Genomic DNA, 17626 nt, shown 5'->3' with positions numbered 1-17626 from the left:
GCGGGCCCGGTGCCCCGGCTCGATCCGCGCCGGGCCGGCCCGGGCCAAGGCGCCCGCCGTCCCCGTTTATTGTGACGGGGTTCATATAGCGTTGCTATATGGCGTACTATATCGCTCGTGACTGATCTCATGGCGGCATCAGAGCTGCACAGCAGAACCCGGGTCCCCGCCCGGGAGAGGCTCGTGCGCGCCGCCCTGGAGCTGCTCACGGAGCAGGACGCCGCCTCCGTCTCCACCCGGGCCATCACGGACCGGGCGGAGGTCACCGCGCCCACGCTGTACCACCATTTCGGGGGCAAGGACCCGCTGCTCGAGGCGGCGGCCGCGGAGCATTTCGCGGCCTACGCCGAGCGGCACTCCTCCTCCGCCTCCTGCCCGCCCCGGCTCGCGCTGGAGCAGGCGTGGGACGCCGTTGTCGCCTACGGGCGCCGGCACCCGCAGCTCTTCGAGCTCCTCTTCGGCGCCACCCGCACGCGGCAGGCCGGAGTGGAGATCGCCGAGCGCCTGAGCGAGCAGCCGATGAGCGCGCTCGCCCGTCTCGGCGGGCTGGCCGTGAGCCCGGAGGCCGCGCAGCGGTCCTTCCTCGCGGCCAACATCGGCGCGGCGCTCATGCTCATCGCAGACCCGGAGGAGGGGGAGGAGCTCGCCGTCTCCCGGGCCTCGAGGGACGGGATCCTCCGCTCCCTGCTCACCGAGACGGGATGGACGGCCGAGGACGGCCAGAAGTCGCTCGTCTCCGCGGCGATCGCGCTCAACGCGACGCTCCAGTCCGCGAATCCGCAGCAGCTCTCCGAGCCGGAGTTCGCGCTGTTCCTCCAATGGCTCGACCGTCTGGCGGCTCCGGCCGTCCCCGGTGCGGCTGACTCGGCAGGGGCCCCGGCCCCGCACGCCGTCTCCGCCGGCCGCCGGGCGGACATCTCCAACCCCGACCCCGCTCAGTCCGCGGGCACAAAGGATGATCATGGCAGCAACCACTGAAACGCCGCGGCGCTCCGTCGCGGCCGGCGCCCGCACGGGCGTCCAGAAGTTCGGCACGTTCCTCTCCGGAATGGTCATGCCGAACATCGGCGCGTTCATCGCGTGGGGCCTCATCACGGCCCTGTTCATCGAGAAGGGCTACTTCCCGGTGGCCCAGCTCGGCGGCTTCGGGACCCACACGGTGGACGGGCAGGAGGTGCCGTGGACCGGCATCGTCGGCCCGATGATCACCTACCTCCTGCCGCTGCTCATCGGCTACACCGGCGGCAAGATGGTGCACGAGCACCGCGGCGGCGTCGTCGGCGCCATCGCCACGATGGGCGTCATCACGGGCTCCTCCGTGCCGATGTTCATCGGCGCCATGGTCATGGGCCCGCTCGGCGGCTGGTCCATGAAGCAGTGGGACAAGCTCTGGGACGGCAAGATCAAGCCGGGCTTCGAGATGCTCGTCAACAACTTCTCCGCCGGCATCTGGGGCGGCCTGCTCGCGGTCTTCGGCTTCTTCCTCGTGGCGCCGCTCGTCAGCGCGGGCACGCAGGCCGTGTCCAAGGGCGTCGAGTGGCTCGTCTCCCATGACCTCCTGCCGGTGACCTCGATCATCATCGAGCCGGCCAAGGTCCTCTTCCTCAACAACGCCATCAACCACGGCATCCTGACGCCGCTCGGCACCGAGCAGGTCCAGAGCGCCGGCCGCTCCATGCTCTTCCTCCTCGAGGCCAACCCCGGCCCGGGCATGGGCGTCCTCCTCGCGTACATGATCTTCGGCCGCGGCGCCGCCAAGACCTCGTCCATCGGCGCGGGCGTCATCCACTTCCTCGGCGGCATCCACGAGATCTACTTCCCGTACGTGCTCATGAAGCCGCAGCTCATCCTCGCCACGATCGCCGGCGGCATGACCGGCGTGGCCGTGCTGCAGATGACCCACGTGGGCCTCGTCGGCTCGCCGGCCCCGGGCTCGATCATCGCGGTGCTCGCGATGACCGCGCCGGGCAGCCACTTCGGCGTCATCATGTCGGTCCTCGCAGCCACCGCGGTCTCGTTCGCGGTCTCCTCTCTCATCCTGCGGTTCTCCAAGGACAAGGGCGAGGGCGACCTCAACGCCGCCACCGCCCGCATGGAGGAGATGAAGGGCAAGAAGTCCTCCGTGGCCTCCGCTCTCACGGGCGCCGGCGCGGGCGCCGCGGCCTCGGGCCCGATCCGCAAGATCGTCTTCGCGTGCGACGCCGGCATGGGCTCCTCCGCCATGGGCGCCTCCGTGCTCCGCAACAAGATCAAGGCGGCCGGCCACAGCGAGGTCTCCGTGACCAACTCGGCCATCGCCAACCTCAAGGACGAGTGGGACCTCGTCGTCGTCCACCAGGACCTCGCCGACCGCGCCGCCCAGCGCGTCCCCTCCGCCCGCATGGTCACCGTGGACAACTTCATGGGCTCGCCGCGCTACGACGAGATCGTCGAGTCCCTCGACGAGCAGGGCGCAGCTCCGGCCGAGCCCCAGTCCGCCGAGCCTGTTGCCCCCGCGTCCGCTCCCGCTGCCTCCGGCTCCGCCGCTGCGGGCTCCTCGGCGGTCGGGGCCACCGCGGCGGGCACGGCCGGTGTGGCGGCGGCCGCTTCCCACGGGACGACGACGGCGGACGCCCCGCAGGACGGAGTCCTCTCTGCGCGCACGATCGTGCTGAGCGGCTCTGCCGCGTCCCAGTCCGGGGCGATCGACGAGGCCGGGCGCCTGCTCGTGGACGCCGGCGCCGTCGAGCCCTCGTATGTGGAGTCCATGCACGAGCGCGAGGCGTCCGTGCCCACCTACATGGGCAACCTCCTCGCCATCCCGCATGGTACGAATGAGGCCAAGAACCTGATCTCGTCGTCGGCCCTCTCGTTCGTCCGCTACCCGGACGGCATCGACTGGAACGGCAAGGAGGTCAAGTTCGTCGTCGGAATCGCCGGCAAGGGCAAGGACCACCTCAGCATCCTCTCGAAGATCGCCAAGGTCTTCTCGGACAAGACGGCGGTCCAGCAGCTCCTGGACGCGCGGACTGACGAGGACATCCTCAGCATTCTCGGAAAGGTCAACGGCTGATGAAGGCAGTTCACTTCGGCGCCGGAAACATCGGGCGGGGCTTTGTGGGCTCGCTGCTCCACGGGGCGGGCATCCACATCGTCTTCGCGGACGTCAACGAGGAGCTCATCGAGCAGCTCAAGGCGGCCGACTCCTACACGGTCCACGAGGTGGGGCAGGAGAGCCGCGACGTCGTCGTCACGGACTTCTCCGCCGTCAACTCGGCGACCGAGGGGGAGAAGCTCATCGAGGAGATCGCGAGCGCGGACATCGTGACCTGCGCCGTGGGGCCCTCGATCCTCAAGTTCGTGGCACCGGCCATCGCGGCTGGGATCGCGGCGCGCCCGCAGGGCTCGAAGCCCCTTGTGGTCATGGCGTGCGAGAACGCCATCAACGCCACGGACACCCTCGCCGAGCACATCCGCGAGCACCTCTCGGAGTCGCAGATCGAGGGCAAGGCGGTCTTCGCGAACACCGCGGTGGACCGGATCGTCCCCAACCAGGAGCCGGGCCAGGGCCTGGACGTCAAGGTGGAGACCTACTTCGAGTGGGCCATCGAGTCCGGTCCGTTCGGCGAGAACCGGCCCGAGATCCCGGGCGTCACGTGGGTCGAGGACCTCGGCCCGTACATCGAGCGGAAGCTGTTCACCGTGAACACGGGGCACGCCACGAGCGCCTACTTCGGCTTCGCGGCCGGGTTCGAGAAGCTCTCGGACGCCCTCGAGGACGCGGACGTGCACGCCAAGGTCGAGGCCGTCCTGGGGGAGACCAAGGACCTCCTCGTGGCCAAGCACGGCTTCTCCCCGGAGGAGCAGCAGGCCTACGTGGACAAGATCCTGGCCCGGTTCGCCAACCCGCACCTCCCGGACACCGTGACCCGCGTGGGCCGCGCGCCGCTGCGGAAGATCTCGCGGCACGAGCGGTTCATCGGCCCGGCGGCGGAGGCGGCCGAGCGAGGCCTCTCCACGTCGGCGCTGCTCGCGGCGGTCGGCGCGGCCCTGCGGTTCGACGTCCCCTCGGACCCCGAGTCCGTCGAGCTGCAGAAGGACCTCAAGGAGCTCGGGGCCGAGGAGTTCGCCTCCAAGGTCACGGGCCTCGACGCGCAGCACCCGCTGTTCGCCGGGGTCGTCGGCGTCGTCACCGAGGCCCAGGGCCGCTGACGGCATCGCGGCAGACCACCCGCGGACACCCAACACCCACCCCCTAGACTCGGCTGAAAGGCGCCTCGCGCGCCGCAGCCGCCAGGCGGACACCGCGCGGCAGAAGCCGCCGCGCAGGCACCCCGCCTGGGCACGCCACACCGACAAAGGAGCACCACCATGGCAGCACGCACCGTCACCATCGCATCCTCGTCCGGCCTGCACGCCCGCCCGGCGGCCATCTTCGCCGAGGCCGCAGGCGAGTACGAGGACCTCGACATCACCATCGAGAAGCAGGGCGAGGAGCCCGTCGACGCCGCCTCCATCCTGGCCCTGATGGGCCTCGGCGCCGGCCACGGCGAGGAGGTCACCCTCCGAGCCGAGGGCGATGGCGCGGACAAGGCCCTCGACGAGCTCGTCGACCTCCTCTCCCGCGACCTCGACGCGGAGTAGTCCCGGCGTCGCGCCGGGCGCGCGGGGCCGGGTGCGAGGGGCCGGGTGCGAGGGGCCTGGTGCGGGGCCGGGACTTCGGCTTCCTTGCCGCCCGTCCCGCCGCCTCGACCGCGCCGCTTCGCCTCCGCCGTCTCGCCTCCATGAGGGGCCCTGAGGGGCGCTCGGTTCTGCCGGGCGCCCCTTTTCGCGTGTCCTGGCGCGTCCGATCGTCTCCCAGCCCGGGCCCGTCCTGGCACGTCCTGGCCCGTCCGCTTGCGCGCACATAGGGGGCGGCTACACCCGTTTTCGTGCCCTCCCGCGCGTCCGCACCCGTTTCCGTGCCCTCCAGCGCATCCGCACCCGTTTTTGCTCAGAATCCTGCTCGTTTCCGGGTGTTTAGCCCTCAAACCGGGTGTGGTGGCGAAAAGGGGTGTGGAAGCGCAGCGGCCCGGGTCGGCTCGAGGCCCGGGGGCGGATTCAGGGCATGAAGTCGTCAGCGACGACGACGGCGAACGGGGCCGCCTCGCCTCTGATGAGTGGGTCTGGCGGGCGCTGCGCTTCCCAGGCTTCAGGCCGCACCCGTTTTCGCCCCTCCCGCGCGACCACACCCATTTCTGCTCAAAATCTTGCTCGATTTCGGGTGTTTAGTCCCTAAACCGGGTGTGGTGGCGAAAAGGGGTGCGGAAGTGCAGGCGCCTGGGTCGGCTCGAGGCCTGCCGGTGGATCCTGGTCAGGGTGTCGTGGGCGACGACGACGGCGAACGGGGTCGCCTCGCCTCTGATGGGTGGGTCTGGCGGGCGCTGCGCTTGCCAGGTTTCAGGCCGCACCCGTTTTCGCCCCTCCCGCGCATCCGCACCCGTTTCTGCTCAGAATCCTGCTCGATTCCGGGTGTTTAGCCCCTAAACCGGGTGTGGTGGCGAAAAGGGGTGCGTACCGTGCCCTGGCCGCCGGCACACGAGTGCGGATCCGGGAACGGCCCGGACACAGAGCGGCCGGGGCGGAGCGGGGTTCGCCCGCCCGGCCCCGGCTGCGTGAAACTGCCCCCGGGCCTACAGGCCCAGGTCCTCCAGGATCGGGAGAGCGGCGCGGACGGCGTCGCGGGCTTCGGCGGCAGAGGCCTGCTCCAGGGCCAGCTCCGCGAGATCCCGAGCCTGCTCCAGCGTCACGGACTTGAGCACCTCCGCCACGGCGGGCAGGGAGCGCGGGGTCATGGACAGCGAGTTGACGCCGAGGCCCACGAGGACCACGGCCAGCGCCGGATCGCCCGCGGCCTCGCCGCACACGCCCACGGAGCGCTCCTCGCCGGAGGAGGCAGCCGCTGCGGCGGCGCCCACGTGCGTGGCCTTGACGAGGTCGAGCACCGCCGGCTGCCACGGGTCGTTGAGCTCCGCCAGGGCGCCGAGCATGCGGTCCGCGGCCATGGCGTACTGGGTGAGGTCGTTGGTGCCGATCGAGGCGAACTCGCACTCGCCCAGGATGGACTCGGCGCGGATGGCCGCGCTCGGCACCTCGACCATGACGCCCGCGTGCTCGATCCCCGCGTCCGCGCAGAGCTGGGCGAAGTGCTTCGCCTCGGGCACGGTCGCGATCATCGGGGCCATGACCCACACGTCCGCCCCGGTGGTCTGGGCCGCCGCGGAGATGGCCGCGAGCTGGTTGGTCAGGACCTCGAGCGAGCGGGTGTGGGTGCGGTAGCCGCGCACGCCGAGCGCCGGGTTGGGCTCCCCGGCCTCGGTGAGGAAGGGCAGCGGCTTGTCCGCACCGGCGTCCAGCGTGCGGACGGTGATCTTGGGACGCTCGGCCTCGGCAGCCCCGGCAGCCCCGGCAGCCCCGGCGGCCCCGGCGCCCCCGAACGCGGAGAAGATCTCGGCGTAGGAGGCGGTCTGCTCCTCGACGCTCGGCTCGTCCTCGCGGTCCAGGAAGAGGAACTCGGTGCGGAAGAGGCCCACGCCCTGGGCTTTCTTCTCCGCGGCGGCACGTGCGTCCGCCGCCGAGCCGATGTTCGCGCGCAGCGGCACGCGGGTCCCGTCGGCGAGCCGGCCGTCGCCGTCGAACACAAGGGGGTTCGCCGCGAGCTCGGCGAACTTCCGGGCGGCCTCGCGCTGCTCGTCGGAGACGGTGAGGCTCATCGTGCCGGCCGCCCCATCCACGTAGACCTCGGTGCCGGACTCGACCTTGTCCGCGCCGGGAGCGGCCACGACCGCGGGGAGGCCGAGCTGGCGGGCCAGGATGGCGGTGTGGGACTGGGGGCCGCCGTCGCTCGTGACGAGCGCGAGGACCTTGGCCGGGTCGAGCGTCGCCGTGTCCGCGGGCGCGAGGTCCACCGCCACGAGCACGAACGGCGTCTCAGAGGCGGGGATGCCGGGCGCCTGCTCGCCGCGCAGCTCCGCGACGATCCGGTTGCGCACGTCCCGGACGTCCGCGGCGCGCTCGGCCATGTACCCGCCGAGCGAGACGAGCTGCTCGACGACGCCGTCCGCCGCCTCCCAGACCGCGCGCTCCGCGCTGAGCCCGCTGTTCTTGACGAGCTTGACGGCGGACTTCGTGAGCGTGGGGTCGGACGCCATGAGGGCGGTGGCCTTGAGCACGTCCTTCGCGCTGCCGGACGCGGTCGCGGCGCGCTCGCTCAGCTGCGCCTTGACGGCGGCTGCGGCGTCCTTGATGCGCTGTGCTTCCGCCTCCGGGCTGGAGTCCACGGGCACCTGGCTGCCGGGGCTCGGCTCCGTGACGGGCCCCGCCATGGCCTTGACGGTGCCGACGACGCGGCCTGCGCTCACCGGAGTGCCGGCGATGACGGACTGGGGGGATGCGTGAGGGGTGCTCATAACCGTCCTTCGAAGCTGTGGTTCGTGCACCCAGCCTACGCGAGGGCTCTTTCGGCCCGGCCGGGCACGGAATCCGACCTGGCAGGGCACGGAAGCCGTCTCGGTCGGGCGTGGAATCCGCCCCGGTCGGGTCCCGAATCGGGCCGCGGGGCGTGGGCGGGCCGCGGGGGCGGCGTCGTCGCGAACCGGAGATGAGGTCCAGGAAACCCCGCAAAATAAGGGATCCGAAACTCGATGAAGGTGGTCTGACCACAGGTTTCACTTCTCAGATTCTCCTGATACGATGGATACGTTGTCAGGCGGTTGAACAAATCCAGTGAAGACACAAGGGCGGCCAGGGGATGACGCCCGGATTGTCCCGCAGACAGCCGGATCCAGCCTATTTCGGCAGCTCTTGATCGGGGGATGAGGAGCAGGGATCCAAGGCCCACCCACAGCGTCGGGGGACGAGCTGGGTGGGCCTTTTGTCTGCCCGGACACCCGCTCCGCCCGGCCCCGGCGTACCCTGGAGGGAACCACTGATCCACTCCGGGGGCCCCATGCTGACACCTTTCGAGACCGTCTCTGAGAACGTCTTCGTCGCCCGGGACGCGCGCCTGCACCTCAACGTCGGCCTCGTCGTCGGCAGCGAGCGCGCGCTCCTCGTCGACTCCGGTGCGGGCCCCGAGTCCGCGCAGCGCATCTGGGATGAGGCGCGGGAGGTGACCGAGCTGCCGATCGTCGTCGTCAACACCCACGCGCACTTCGACCACACGTTCGGCAACGCCCGCCTCAAGGCCCTCGGGGTCGAGGAGTTCTGGGCCCACCCCGGGATCGCCGCCGCACTGGAGCGGGAGGACGCGGGGGAGCGCAAGGCCGCCGTCGCCGTCGACCCCTCGGCGGCCGAGGGGAGCCCGGACGCGGAGGTGCTCGTGCCCAACCGCCTCGTGCCCGTCTCGGACGCCGGCACGGTGAAGCCCACGGAGCTGGACCTCGGAGGCGTCACGGCCTCCCTCTTCTTCCTCGGCCGCGGGCACACGGACCACGATCTCCTCGTGGGCTGCGGCAGCGTCCTCTTCGCGGGGGACCTCGTCGAGGAGAGCGGCGACCCCCACTTCGCCGACTCCCACCCGGACGAGTGGATCCGCACCCTCGGCAAGATCACCGCGCTCGAGGACCTCTACGAGACCGTCATCCCCGGCCACGGCCGCCCGATGCGCATGGACGCCGTCAAGGTGGAGCGCGCCACGATGCGCCAGGCCGTCCGCGTCACCCGCACCGCCATGAACGAGGCCTCCACGGACCTGACCAAGGCCGTCCCGATCCTCCCGTACGGCCCCACCCAGTCGCGGGCCCTCCTGACGCGCCTGCGCGAGCTGGCCGAGTGGACCTGGCTCGAGGGCTACCGCCGGCAGCCGGACGCCGCCGGGCGCGGCTAGATGACGGACTCCCGAGAGTTCACCCTCCGCTCGATCGCCCTCTCCGCCTACGGGCCCACCGTCCTCTTCTCCACGGCCACCGGCGGAATGCTGCCGCTCGTGGCGCTCGCCGCCCGGGACGCCGGCGCCAGCCTCGGCGTGGCCGCGATGGCCATGACCCTCTACAGCGTGGGCTCGCTCGTCATGACCATCCCGGCGTCGCTCGTCATCGCGCGCTTCGGGGAGCGGGCGGCGCTCGTGGGCTCGGGCCTGCTCGCCGCGGCGGGCATGTCCGTCACGGGGCTGACCACGAGCCTCTGGGCCCTCTGCGTGGGGCTCTTCGCGGCGGGGCTCGGCAACAGCGTCTTCAGCATCGCGAGGCAGTCCTTTCTCACGCTCGTGGCCCCGCCGACCATGCGCGCCCGCGCCCTCTCCACCCTCGGCGGCGTGGCGCGCGTGGGCATGTTCACGGGCCCGTTCCTCATGGCCCTCTTCATGGAGTTCACCACCCTCCGCGGCGCCTTCCTCCTCACCGCGGGGCTCGCGGCGCTCGCGGCCGTCCTCAGCGCCACGGTGCCGGACGAGGAGCGCCTCGCCCGCCGCTACGGGCAGACCGTCCAGGAGACGACGACGCCGGCCGCCGCGTCCGTCCGCATCCGCGACGTCTGGGCGCAGCGGAGGAGGACCCTGCTCACCATCGGCGCGGGCATGGTCCTGCTCGCCGCCGTCCGCCAGACCAAGTACTCCGTGGTGCCGCTCTGGGCCTCGCACATCGGGATGGACGCGCAGGGGGCGGCCGTCGTCGTCGGGCTCTCGAGCGCCGCGGACATGCTGCTGTTCTACCCGGCGGGGCGGCTCATGGACCTCAAGGGACGCTGGCTCATGGCCCTCGGGTGCCTGGGCGGGATGGCCCTCTCGCTCGGCGCGATGACGCTCACCGCAGCGCTGCCTGCGCTGACCGCCGCGGCGGTGGCGCTCGGGCTGAGCAACGGGCTGGGCTCGGGAATCGCGATGACCATCGCGGCGGACGTGAGCATCGAGCCGGGGCGGCAGCAGTTCCTCGGCCTGTGGCGCTTCCTCCAGGAGGGAGGGGCGCTGCTCGGGCCGGCCGCGTTCGCGCTCGTGACGGACCTGCTCTCGCTGGCGGCGGGGCTGTGGTGGACGGCCCTCGTCGCGGCGGCGGGCGCGGCGGTGCTCGTCTCCTTCATGCCGCGCAGGCCCGGGCCGGTGCCGCCGCTCGAGGCGCGCTGACGGGGCGCCGTCGTCCTCCGCTGTGGCGGGCGCAGGCCTGGGCGTCGTCGTCCTCTTCTCCGGCGGGTGCAGGCGTGGGCGGTGCCGTCCTCATCTCCGGCGGGCGCTGACGGTCACCGGCTCGTCGACCAGGGTTCACGCCGCTGCCGCCTCGCGGCCACAGCGCACGGCTACGCTCGAGGCGTGCGTGGGCCCCCGCCGCGCAGCGCACCCGCCGAATCCCGACCGGAACGGACGTGGCACCGTGACCCAGCAGCAGACCTCCGAGACCGCCCAGACCCATTCCGCTGCACCCCTCGTCGACGAGTCCCGCTCCGGGCTCCAGCCCGAATCTCCCCTGGCCGCCCGCCTGTCCCGGTTCGGCCTCATGAGCCGCCAGCGGCCCGAGGAGTGGCAGGGCGAGCCCGCGCTTCCCTCCGAGCTCGCGGCGTTCTACCGGACGGTGGGGCCGGAGAACATGTGGATCGACTCCCTCGGCGACCCGATCCTCACCTTCGCCCTCGACTCCCTCTGGGGCGCGCAGGCCGGATTCCGGTGGAACCGCCGCACCGGGGCCCGGCTGGTGGACTGGGACGACGAGTGGTTCGCCGTCGCTCTCCACGGGGACGTCCCCTGGATCTTCGACTCCCGCACGTCCGCCGTCCTCCTGCCCGACGGCGACCTCGGCTGGGAGGACCGCGAGGAGGAGCCCGTCCCCGTCTTCGAGAACCTCGCGGAGGCGTTCACCGCGATCGCGGTCCTCGGCGAGGTCTACGCGGCGTACGAGGCCGACCCCTTCACCGACGAGCTCCACGTCCGGCCGGGCCTCGTCGCGGACGTGCTCACCGCCCTCGAGGGCGTCTTCCCCGAGCGGCATTCCCGGCTCGGCTCGGCCCAAGACCGCGCCCGGGCCGTGGCCCTCGCGGCCGGCTACCCGCTCGAAGGCTGAGGCCGCGCCGGCACCGCGCGCATCCCCGGGCTGCCACCGCCCCCGCCCGTCGTCTGCCATCTTCCTGTCGTTCGCACCCGTTTCTGCTCAGAATCGGCGTCGTTTCCGGGTGTATTCGCCGGAAAAGGGGTGTGGTGGCGAAAACGGGTGTGAAAGGGCCGCCGCTCCCGGCAGAAGCGGGTGCGGCTGAAGCTGAATTACGTGAGGACGCGCTGCGGCCCGGTGGTCGGCGCTCTACCGCCTGCCGTGCCTTGGGGCCTGCGACTGACCGCGAGCGTCCAGGCCCGTTCCAGGTCGCGCCTGGCAGGACGGCAGTCCCTTTGGTCCCGTTCACACCCGTTTCTGTTCACGCCGGCGGTTCACACCCGTTTCTGTTCAGAATCGGCGTCGTTTCCGGGTGTATTCGCCGGAAAAGGGGTGTGGTGGCGAAAACGGGTGTGAACGGGCCGTCGCCCGCGGCGGAAACGGGTGCGGTGACGAAAACGGGTGTGAACCCATGCGGCCTCGTCCTCGGCCGGCCCATCTTCGACCGCCCCGGCCGGCACCGCCTCCGCCCAACACCGGCCCGGCCTAGAGTGGACGCATGCCTGAGCCCCGCCGCCCCCGCCAGCAGTCCCGCCCCCTCCAGGCCCCCCTTCCCGAGCTGGGCGACCTCCTGGACCGGCTCGTCGTCGTCCGCATCCCCCTCGCGGTGCGCTTCCGCGGCGTGACCGAGCGCGAGGCGGCGCTCATCCAGGGCCCCGCCGGCTGGGGCGAGTTCTCGCCGTTCCTCGAGTACGGCCCCGAGGAGGCCGCCGCTTGGCTCGCCGCCGCCTGCGAGGCCGCATACACCGGCCTTCCCGCGCCGCGCCGCGAGAGCGTCCCCGTCAACGCCACCGTCCCCGCCGTGGACCCGAGCCGCGTCGAGGCCGTTCTCCTCCGCTACGGCGAGCGCGCTCTCGCCGCCGGGGGCGCCGGGCTCACCGTCAAGGTCAAGGTCGCGGAGCGGGGCCAGTCGGTGGACGACGACGTCGCCCGCGTCGCCGAAGTCCGCCGCCTCGTCCCGGAGGCCATGATCCGGGTGGACGCCAACATGGGGTGGGGCGAGCCCGGCCGGTTCTCGCCGGCGGCAGGGGAGACGCCTCGCCCGGGAGGCCGGCCCGGCGCCCCCGCTCCAGGCCGGCCCGACGGCCCCATCGCCGGCCGCCCCGGCGGCCCCGCCCCCGAGCCCGTCGACCGCGCCGTCGAGGCCCTCACCCGCCTCAGCGACTTCGGCCTGCAGTACGCCGAGCAGCCTGTCGCGAGCGTCGACGGCCTGAGGCGCGTCCGCCTCGTCCTCGCCGAGCGCGAGGTCCCGGTGCCCGTCGCCGCGGACGAGTCCATCCGCAAGGCCGAGGACCCCCTGCGGGTGGCCCGGGAGGAGGCGGCGGACCTCATCGTCGTGAAGTACGCGCCGCTCGGGGGAGCCCGACGGGCGCTCGCGGTCATCGAGGAGTCCGGCCTGCCCGCCGTCGTCTCCAGTGCTCTGGACACGTCCGTGGGCCTCAGCGCGGGGGTGGCCCTCGCCGCGGCCCTGCCGCGCCTCGACTACGCCTGCGGGCTGGGGACGCTTTCGCTCGCGGACGACGACGTCGCCGTCCGTCCCCTGCGCGCCGGAGGGGAGCGGGGGCTCGAGCTGCGGCCCGGTCCCGTGGAGGTGAGTGAGGAGAGCGTCGCCCGGCTCGAAGCTGCTCCGGACCGCCGCCAGGCGTGGGAGGAGCGCATCCGGGCGTGCCACGCCGTGCTCGCGGAGCGGGCCGAGCGGGAGGGGTAGGCCGAAGCCGGGGCTGCACGGCGAGGGCAGGCCGGGAGGCCCACGCGGCAAGGACAGCCACGCGGCAAGGCCGAAACCGGGGGTGCGGGGCCAGGGGGCCCGACCCGCCCGCCCCGTCTCCGCCCCCTCCGCCACAGTTGACCCGCCGTTCACCCTGGGTTCACAGACCCCTCAGCTGTGTGTCTCCTGTGAGTGGTCTGTTGGGAGCTGCACCACTCGAGGACCCGCTGCGGTCCGCTCCGACGGAGGATTCCATGAGCACCCCTCGCTTCCTGCCCATGCTCGGCCACACCCGCGGCAAGCGCTCCGCGGTCACCTGCGCGCTCAAGTGCGACAGCCAGTGCGCGGGCCCGGTCTGCAACACGAGCTCGAACTCGTACTTCCCGGACGTCGTCGCCTCCGAGGTCTCCCGCCGCGCCGCCCTCGGCGCGGGCGCAGCCGCGGCCTTCGCCGCGGCCGTCACGCTCGACACCGCGGACGCCTCCGCCGCGATTCCCGCCGCCCCGAAGCGCCCGTTCACGGGGGACGGCAAGCTGAAGTTCACGCCGATCGCGCCGGTGCCGGCGAACGTGGACGCCATGACGGTGCCGGACGGCTACGACTGGCACCCGATCATCCGCTGGGGCGATCCGCTCTTCAACGACTCCCCGGCGTTCGACCCGAACAAGCAGACCGCGGAGTCGCAGGCCCGCCAGTTCGGCTACAACAACGACTACACGCAGGTCATCGTGGACCCGGCCCACCGCAACGGCCGCCGCGGCCTCATGTTCGTCAACCACGAGTACACGAACCCGGCCATCATGTTCCCGCCATCGATGGACAAGGCCGAGCAGCGGGCCGTCTCCCGGAACGCGCACGGGCTCACCGTCGTCGAGCTCGAGCGGGACAACAAGAACGGCCCGTGGCGCTACGTCAAGGGCGCCCCGCGGAACCGCCGCTTCCTCCTCAGCACTGAGTTCCAGCTGACCGGCCCGGCCGCGGGCAGCGACCTCGTCAAGACCAAGGCGGACCCGAGCGGCACGCGCATCCTCGGCACGTTCGCCAACTGCTCCGGCGGCGTCACGCCCTGGGGCACCATGCTCTCCGGCGAGGAGAACTTCCACGGCTACTTCGTGGGCCGGGACACGAAGGAGGACAAGCGCTACGGCATCTCCTCGAAGCCCACGGCCCAGGGCTGGGAGCAGGACGATCCGCGCTTCAGCGCCAAGAACCCCGGCTACGAGAACGAGGCCCACCGCTTCGGCTGGGTCGTCGAGGTGGATCCGTTCGATCCGTCCTCCACGCCCAAGAAGCGCTCGGCGCTCGGCCGCTTCAAGCACGAGGGCGCCAACGTCATCGTCGCGGCGAACGGAAAGGTCGTGGCCTACTCCGGCGACGACGAGAAGTTCGACTACCTCTACAAGTTCGTCTCGAAGAAGACGTACCGCGAGGGGGACCGCGCCCACAACATGACCCTCCTCGACGAGGGCGACCTCTACGTGGCCAAGTTCACCGGCAACTCGCCGGCGTCCGAGATCGACGGCACGGGCAAGGTCCCCTCGGACGGGAAGTTCGACGGCCGCGGCGAGTGGCTGCCGCTCATCAAGGACGGAAAGTCCATGGTCCCGGGCATGCGCGTGGACCAGGTGGCCGTCTTCACCCGCCTCGCCGCGGACCTCGTGGGCCCCACGAAGATGGACCGCTGCGAGGACGTCGAGCCGCACCTCGCCACGGGCCGCGTCTACGTGGCGTGCACCAACAACTCCAACCGCACCCAGGCGGACGAGGCCAACCCGCGGACGGCGAACCGCGACGGCCACATCGTCGAGATCGCCGAGGACCGCGGGGACCAGACCTCGAGGACGTTCTCCTGGGACCTCCTCCTCGTGGCCGGCGACCCGAAGCAGGGCGACGTCACCTACTTCTCCGGCTACCCGGCGGACAAGGTCTCGCCGATCTCCTGCCCGGACAACGTGACGTTCGACCAGGCGGGCAACCTCTGGATCGCCACGGACGGCGCGCCGGACGGCATCGGGTACGCGGACGGCCTCTTCCGGGTTCCGCTGAGCGGCCGGGAGCGCGGGCACGTGACGCAGTTCCTCGCCGTGCCGAACCAGGCCGAGACGTGCGGGCCGATCGTCCACTCGGACGAGGGCTACGCGATGGTCTCCGTCCAGCACCCGGGCGAGGACGGCACGTGGGAGAAGCAGGAGTCCGCCTTCCCGTACGCGGGCGGCCCCTGCCCGCGCCCCTCGGTGGTCCAGGTCATGCGCAAAGCCGGCCGCTAGCGGCCGCTCGGCCAGTAGGCTGACAGTGTGGTTGCGATGAATGCCCTCGACACTGCACGGACCCTCCTCGCCGATCTCATCGACCTGGGCGTGCGCGACGCCGTCCTCGCTCCCGGCTCCCGCAGCGCCCCGTTCGCGTACGCGCTCGCGGAGCTCGAGCACCGCCGCCGCGTCCGCGTGCACATCCGCACGGACGAGCGCGTGGCCGGGTTCACGGCCCTCGGCCTGAGCCTGGCCACGCACCGTCCGGTGCCGGTCATCACGACGTCGGGCACCGCCGTCGGCGAGCTCCTTCCCGCCGTCATGGAGGCCTCCCACGCGGGGGTGCGCCTCATCGTCCTCTCCGCGGACCGCCCCGAGGAGCTGCGCGGCACGGGCGCCAACCAGACCACCCGCCAGGACGGCCTCTTCCCGCGGCACGTCCGCGCGAGCGCGGAGATCCCCGCCGAGCCCGAGGACCGGGACACCGTCCTCTCCGACCTCCGCACCGCCGTCGGCCTCGGCGCCGGCACCCCCTCCCTGCCGGCCGGCCCGGTCCAGGTCAACGTCTGCTTCCGGGACCCCCTCGTGCCGGAGGAGGGGTGGTCGCCCTCGGCGGGCGCCCCGGACTCCGCCGGAGAGACCCCCGCTTCCCGCGCCCCGGAGGAGACGACGACGGCGGACGCGGTGACGGCCGACCCCCTCGTCGACGTCGAGACCGAGCCCGGGGAACACGCCGAGCGGCGGACCGTGGTCCTCGCGGGCCACGGCGCGGGGGAGGCGGCCGCGTTCTTCGCCCGGCGCCACGGCCTGCCTCTGCTCGCCGAGCCGAGCTCGAACGCCCGCTTCGGCCCCAACGCCATCCCCGCCTACCGCGCGCTGCTCCCGGAGTTCGAGGAGCAGATCGAGCGCGTGGCGGTCTTCGGCCGGCCCACGCTCTCCCGGCCGGTGGCCCGGCTCATGAGCCGCCGGGACGTGGAACGGGTCCTCTACCAGCCGCGGCCCGCGCCCTGGCACGAGCCGGGGAAGCGGAGCGAGCGCGTCGTCGCGCACCTGACCGAGCTCGGCGCGTTCGCGGGCTACGGGCCGGCCGGCTGGCTCGCGTCCTGGCAGGAGGCGGGAGCGGACGCGGAGGCCGCGCTGCAGACGCTTCTCGCGGAGGAGGAGGACTCGCTCTCGGGGCTCCACGTGGCGGACGCGGTGTGGGAGGCCTCGGACGGGAACCTCGTCGTCGGCGCGTCCAACCCGGTGCGGGACGCGGACCTCGTGGCCTCGCCCGGCTGGCACCCCATCGACGTCTACGCGAACCGCGGCCTCGCGGGCATCGACGGCACGCTGTCCACGGCCGTGGGCATCGCGCTCGGCTCCGGCATCCCCACGCGGGTGCTGCTCGGAGACCTCACCTTCCTCCACGACGCTGGGGCCCTGCTGCTCGGGCCCGGCGAGGCGCAGCCGGACGTCCAGGCCGTGGTCCTCAATGACGAGGGCGGCCGCATCTTCGGGCTCCTCGAGCACGGCCGGGTCGGCAGCGGAGGGGAGGAGGCCGCGGCCGCCGTGGAGCGCTACTTCGGCACGCCGCACCGGGCGGACCTGGCCTCGCTCTGCGCGGGCTACGGCGCGGAGCACCGGCTCGTGGAGAGCGCGGACGAGCTCTTCGAGGCGCTCGAGGGCCAGGCGAAGGGACTCAGCGTCGTCGAGGTGCGCGTGGCGCCGGGACGCGCTGGGGAGATGGCCGAGGCCGTCCGCGAGCTCTTCGCCTAGAGGCCCGCGCCGGGCCCCGTGGAGAGCCCGGTGCTTCGCGGACCCTTCTCCTAGAGCTCCACGCCGCTCGGGTTGAGCACGCGGGAGAGGAAGTTCTGGGTGCGCTCGTGCTGCGGGTTCCCGATGACCTCGTCGGCCGGGCCCTCCTCGACCACCACGCCGTCGGCCATGAAGACCACGCGGTCCGCGACCTCGCGGGCGAACGCCATCTCGTGGGTCACCACGAGCATGGTCATGCCCTCGGACGCGAGGCGGCGCATGATCGCGAGGACGTCGCCCACGGTCTCCGGGTCGAGCGCCGAGGTGGGCTCGTCGAAGAGCATGAGGCCCGGCTCCATGCTGAGCGCGCGGGCGATCGCCACGCGCTGCTGCTGGCCGCCGGAGAGCTGGGCGGGGTAGCGGTCAGCCAGGTCCTCGAGGCCCACGCGGGAGAGGTTGAGGCGAGCGGTCTCCTCGGCCTCCTCCTTGGACTTCTTGAGGACCTTGACCGGCGCCACGGTGCAGTTCTGGAGCACCGTCAGCTGCGGGAACAGGTTGAAGTGCTGGAAGACCATGCCCACGTGGCGGCGCATCGCGTCGAGGTCCACGTCCGGGTCGGTCGCCTCGAAGCCGCCCACGTGGACGCTGCCCTCGTTCGGGACCTCGAGGAGGTTGACGCAGCGCAGGAGCGTGGACTTGCCGGAGCCGGACGGCCCGATGAGGCAGACCACCTGTCCGGGCTCCACGCTCAGGTCGATCCCCTTGAGGACGTGGTTGGAGCCGTAGCGCTTGTGGAGGCCGGAGATGCTGACGCCCTCGGCCCGGGAGGTGCGGGTCTGTTCCAT

Annotated in this window: 12 protein-coding genes; 10 read left to right on the top strand and 2 right to left on the bottom strand. The window is 72.3% G+C overall.

The window, feature by feature from the left end; genetic code table 11:
* Window positions 1–117 precede the first annotated feature (117 nt).
* The 4 genes from H9I38_RS06300 (at window position 118) to H9I38_RS06285 (ending at window position 4623) form a co-directional block, all read left to right on the top strand.
* Entirely contained in the window at window positions 118–978 is an 861-nt protein-coding gene (locus H9I38_RS06300) for a TetR/AcrR family transcriptional regulator (protein ID WP_226337905.1), read from the top strand.
* Entirely contained in the window at window positions 959–3052 is a 2094-nt protein-coding gene (locus H9I38_RS06295; RefSeq protein ID WP_413463525.1) for a PTS mannitol transporter subunit IICBA, read from the top strand. Before H9I38_RS06300 ends, H9I38_RS06295 begins: the two co-directional genes overlap by 20 nt.
* Window positions 3052–4191: a mannitol-1-phosphate 5-dehydrogenase gene (locus H9I38_RS06290; RefSeq protein ID WP_226337903.1), complete on the top strand. Its 1140-nt coding sequence runs from the start codon at window positions 3052–3054 to the stop codon at window positions 4189–4191. The genes H9I38_RS06295 and H9I38_RS06290 overlap by 1 nt, the downstream gene beginning before the upstream one ends.
* A gap of 159 nt (window positions 4192–4350) precedes the next feature.
* A complete protein-coding gene (locus H9I38_RS06285) occupies window positions 4351–4623 on the top strand; it encodes an HPr family phosphocarrier protein (RefSeq protein WP_226337902.1) in 273 nt (90 codons plus the stop codon).
* Window positions 4624–5651: 1028 nt separating this feature from the next.
* Here the strand turns inward: H9I38_RS06285 and ptsP are convergent.
* Window positions 5652–7427, bottom strand: a complete 1776-nt coding sequence (gene ptsP, locus H9I38_RS06280) for a phosphoenolpyruvate--protein phosphotransferase (RefSeq protein ID WP_226337901.1) — start codon at window positions 7425–7427, stop codon at window positions 5652–5654.
* Window positions 7428–7966: 539 nt separating this feature from the next.
* Between ptsP and H9I38_RS06275 the strand changes: the two genes are divergently transcribed.
* The 6 genes from H9I38_RS06275 to menD all read left to right on the top strand — a co-directional run bounded on the left by H9I38_RS06275 (window position 7967) and on the right by menD (window position 16802).
* Window positions 7967–8845 (top strand): MBL fold metallo-hydrolase, encoded by an 879-nt coding sequence (locus tag H9I38_RS06275; protein ID WP_226337900.1) that lies wholly within the window; start codon window positions 7967–7969, stop codon window positions 8843–8845.
* Window positions 8846–10075, top strand: coding sequence for an MFS transporter (locus H9I38_RS06270; RefSeq protein WP_226337899.1), 1230 nt, complete (start codon window positions 8846–8848; stop codon window positions 10073–10075).
* A 244-nt stretch (window positions 10076–10319) separates the two neighbouring features.
* Window positions 10320–11003, top strand: coding sequence for a hypothetical protein (locus H9I38_RS06265; protein ID WP_226337898.1), 684 nt, complete (start codon window positions 10320–10322; stop codon window positions 11001–11003).
* Between the two features lie 583 nt (window positions 11004–11586).
* Window positions 11587–12795 carry an enolase C-terminal domain-like protein gene (locus H9I38_RS06260; RefSeq protein ID WP_226337897.1) on the top strand — a complete coding sequence of 403 codons (1209 nt, stop codon included), beginning with the start codon at window positions 11587–11589 and terminating at the stop codon, window positions 12793–12795.
* A gap of 254 nt (window positions 12796–13049) precedes the next feature.
* Window positions 13050–15062, top strand: a complete 2013-nt coding sequence (locus H9I38_RS06255; protein WP_226337896.1) for a PhoX family protein — start codon at window positions 13050–13052, stop codon at window positions 15060–15062.
* A gap of 36 nt (window positions 15063–15098) precedes the next feature.
* On the top strand, window positions 15099–16802 hold the full coding sequence (menD, locus tag H9I38_RS06250) for a 2-succinyl-5-enolpyruvyl-6-hydroxy-3-cyclohexene-1-carboxylic-acid synthase (protein WP_226337945.1): 1704 nt from the start codon (window positions 15099–15101) through the stop codon (window positions 16800–16802).
* A 50-nt stretch (window positions 16803–16852) separates the two neighbouring features.
* On the opposite strand, the gene H9I38_RS06245 is transcribed toward menD, so the two are convergent.
* Window positions 16853–17626 (bottom strand): amino acid ABC transporter ATP-binding protein, encoded by a 774-nt coding sequence (locus H9I38_RS06245; RefSeq protein ID WP_226337895.1) that lies wholly within the window; start codon window positions 17624–17626, stop codon window positions 16853–16855.

It is taken from the genome of Arthrobacter sp. UM1, from assembly GCF_020483305.1.
Taxonomy (GTDB): domain Bacteria; phylum Actinomycetota; class Actinomycetes; order Actinomycetales; family Micrococcaceae; genus Falsarthrobacter.
The sequence above is the reverse complement of the archived record's forward strand: the minus strand, read 5'-3'. Positions and strand labels throughout refer to the sequence as shown.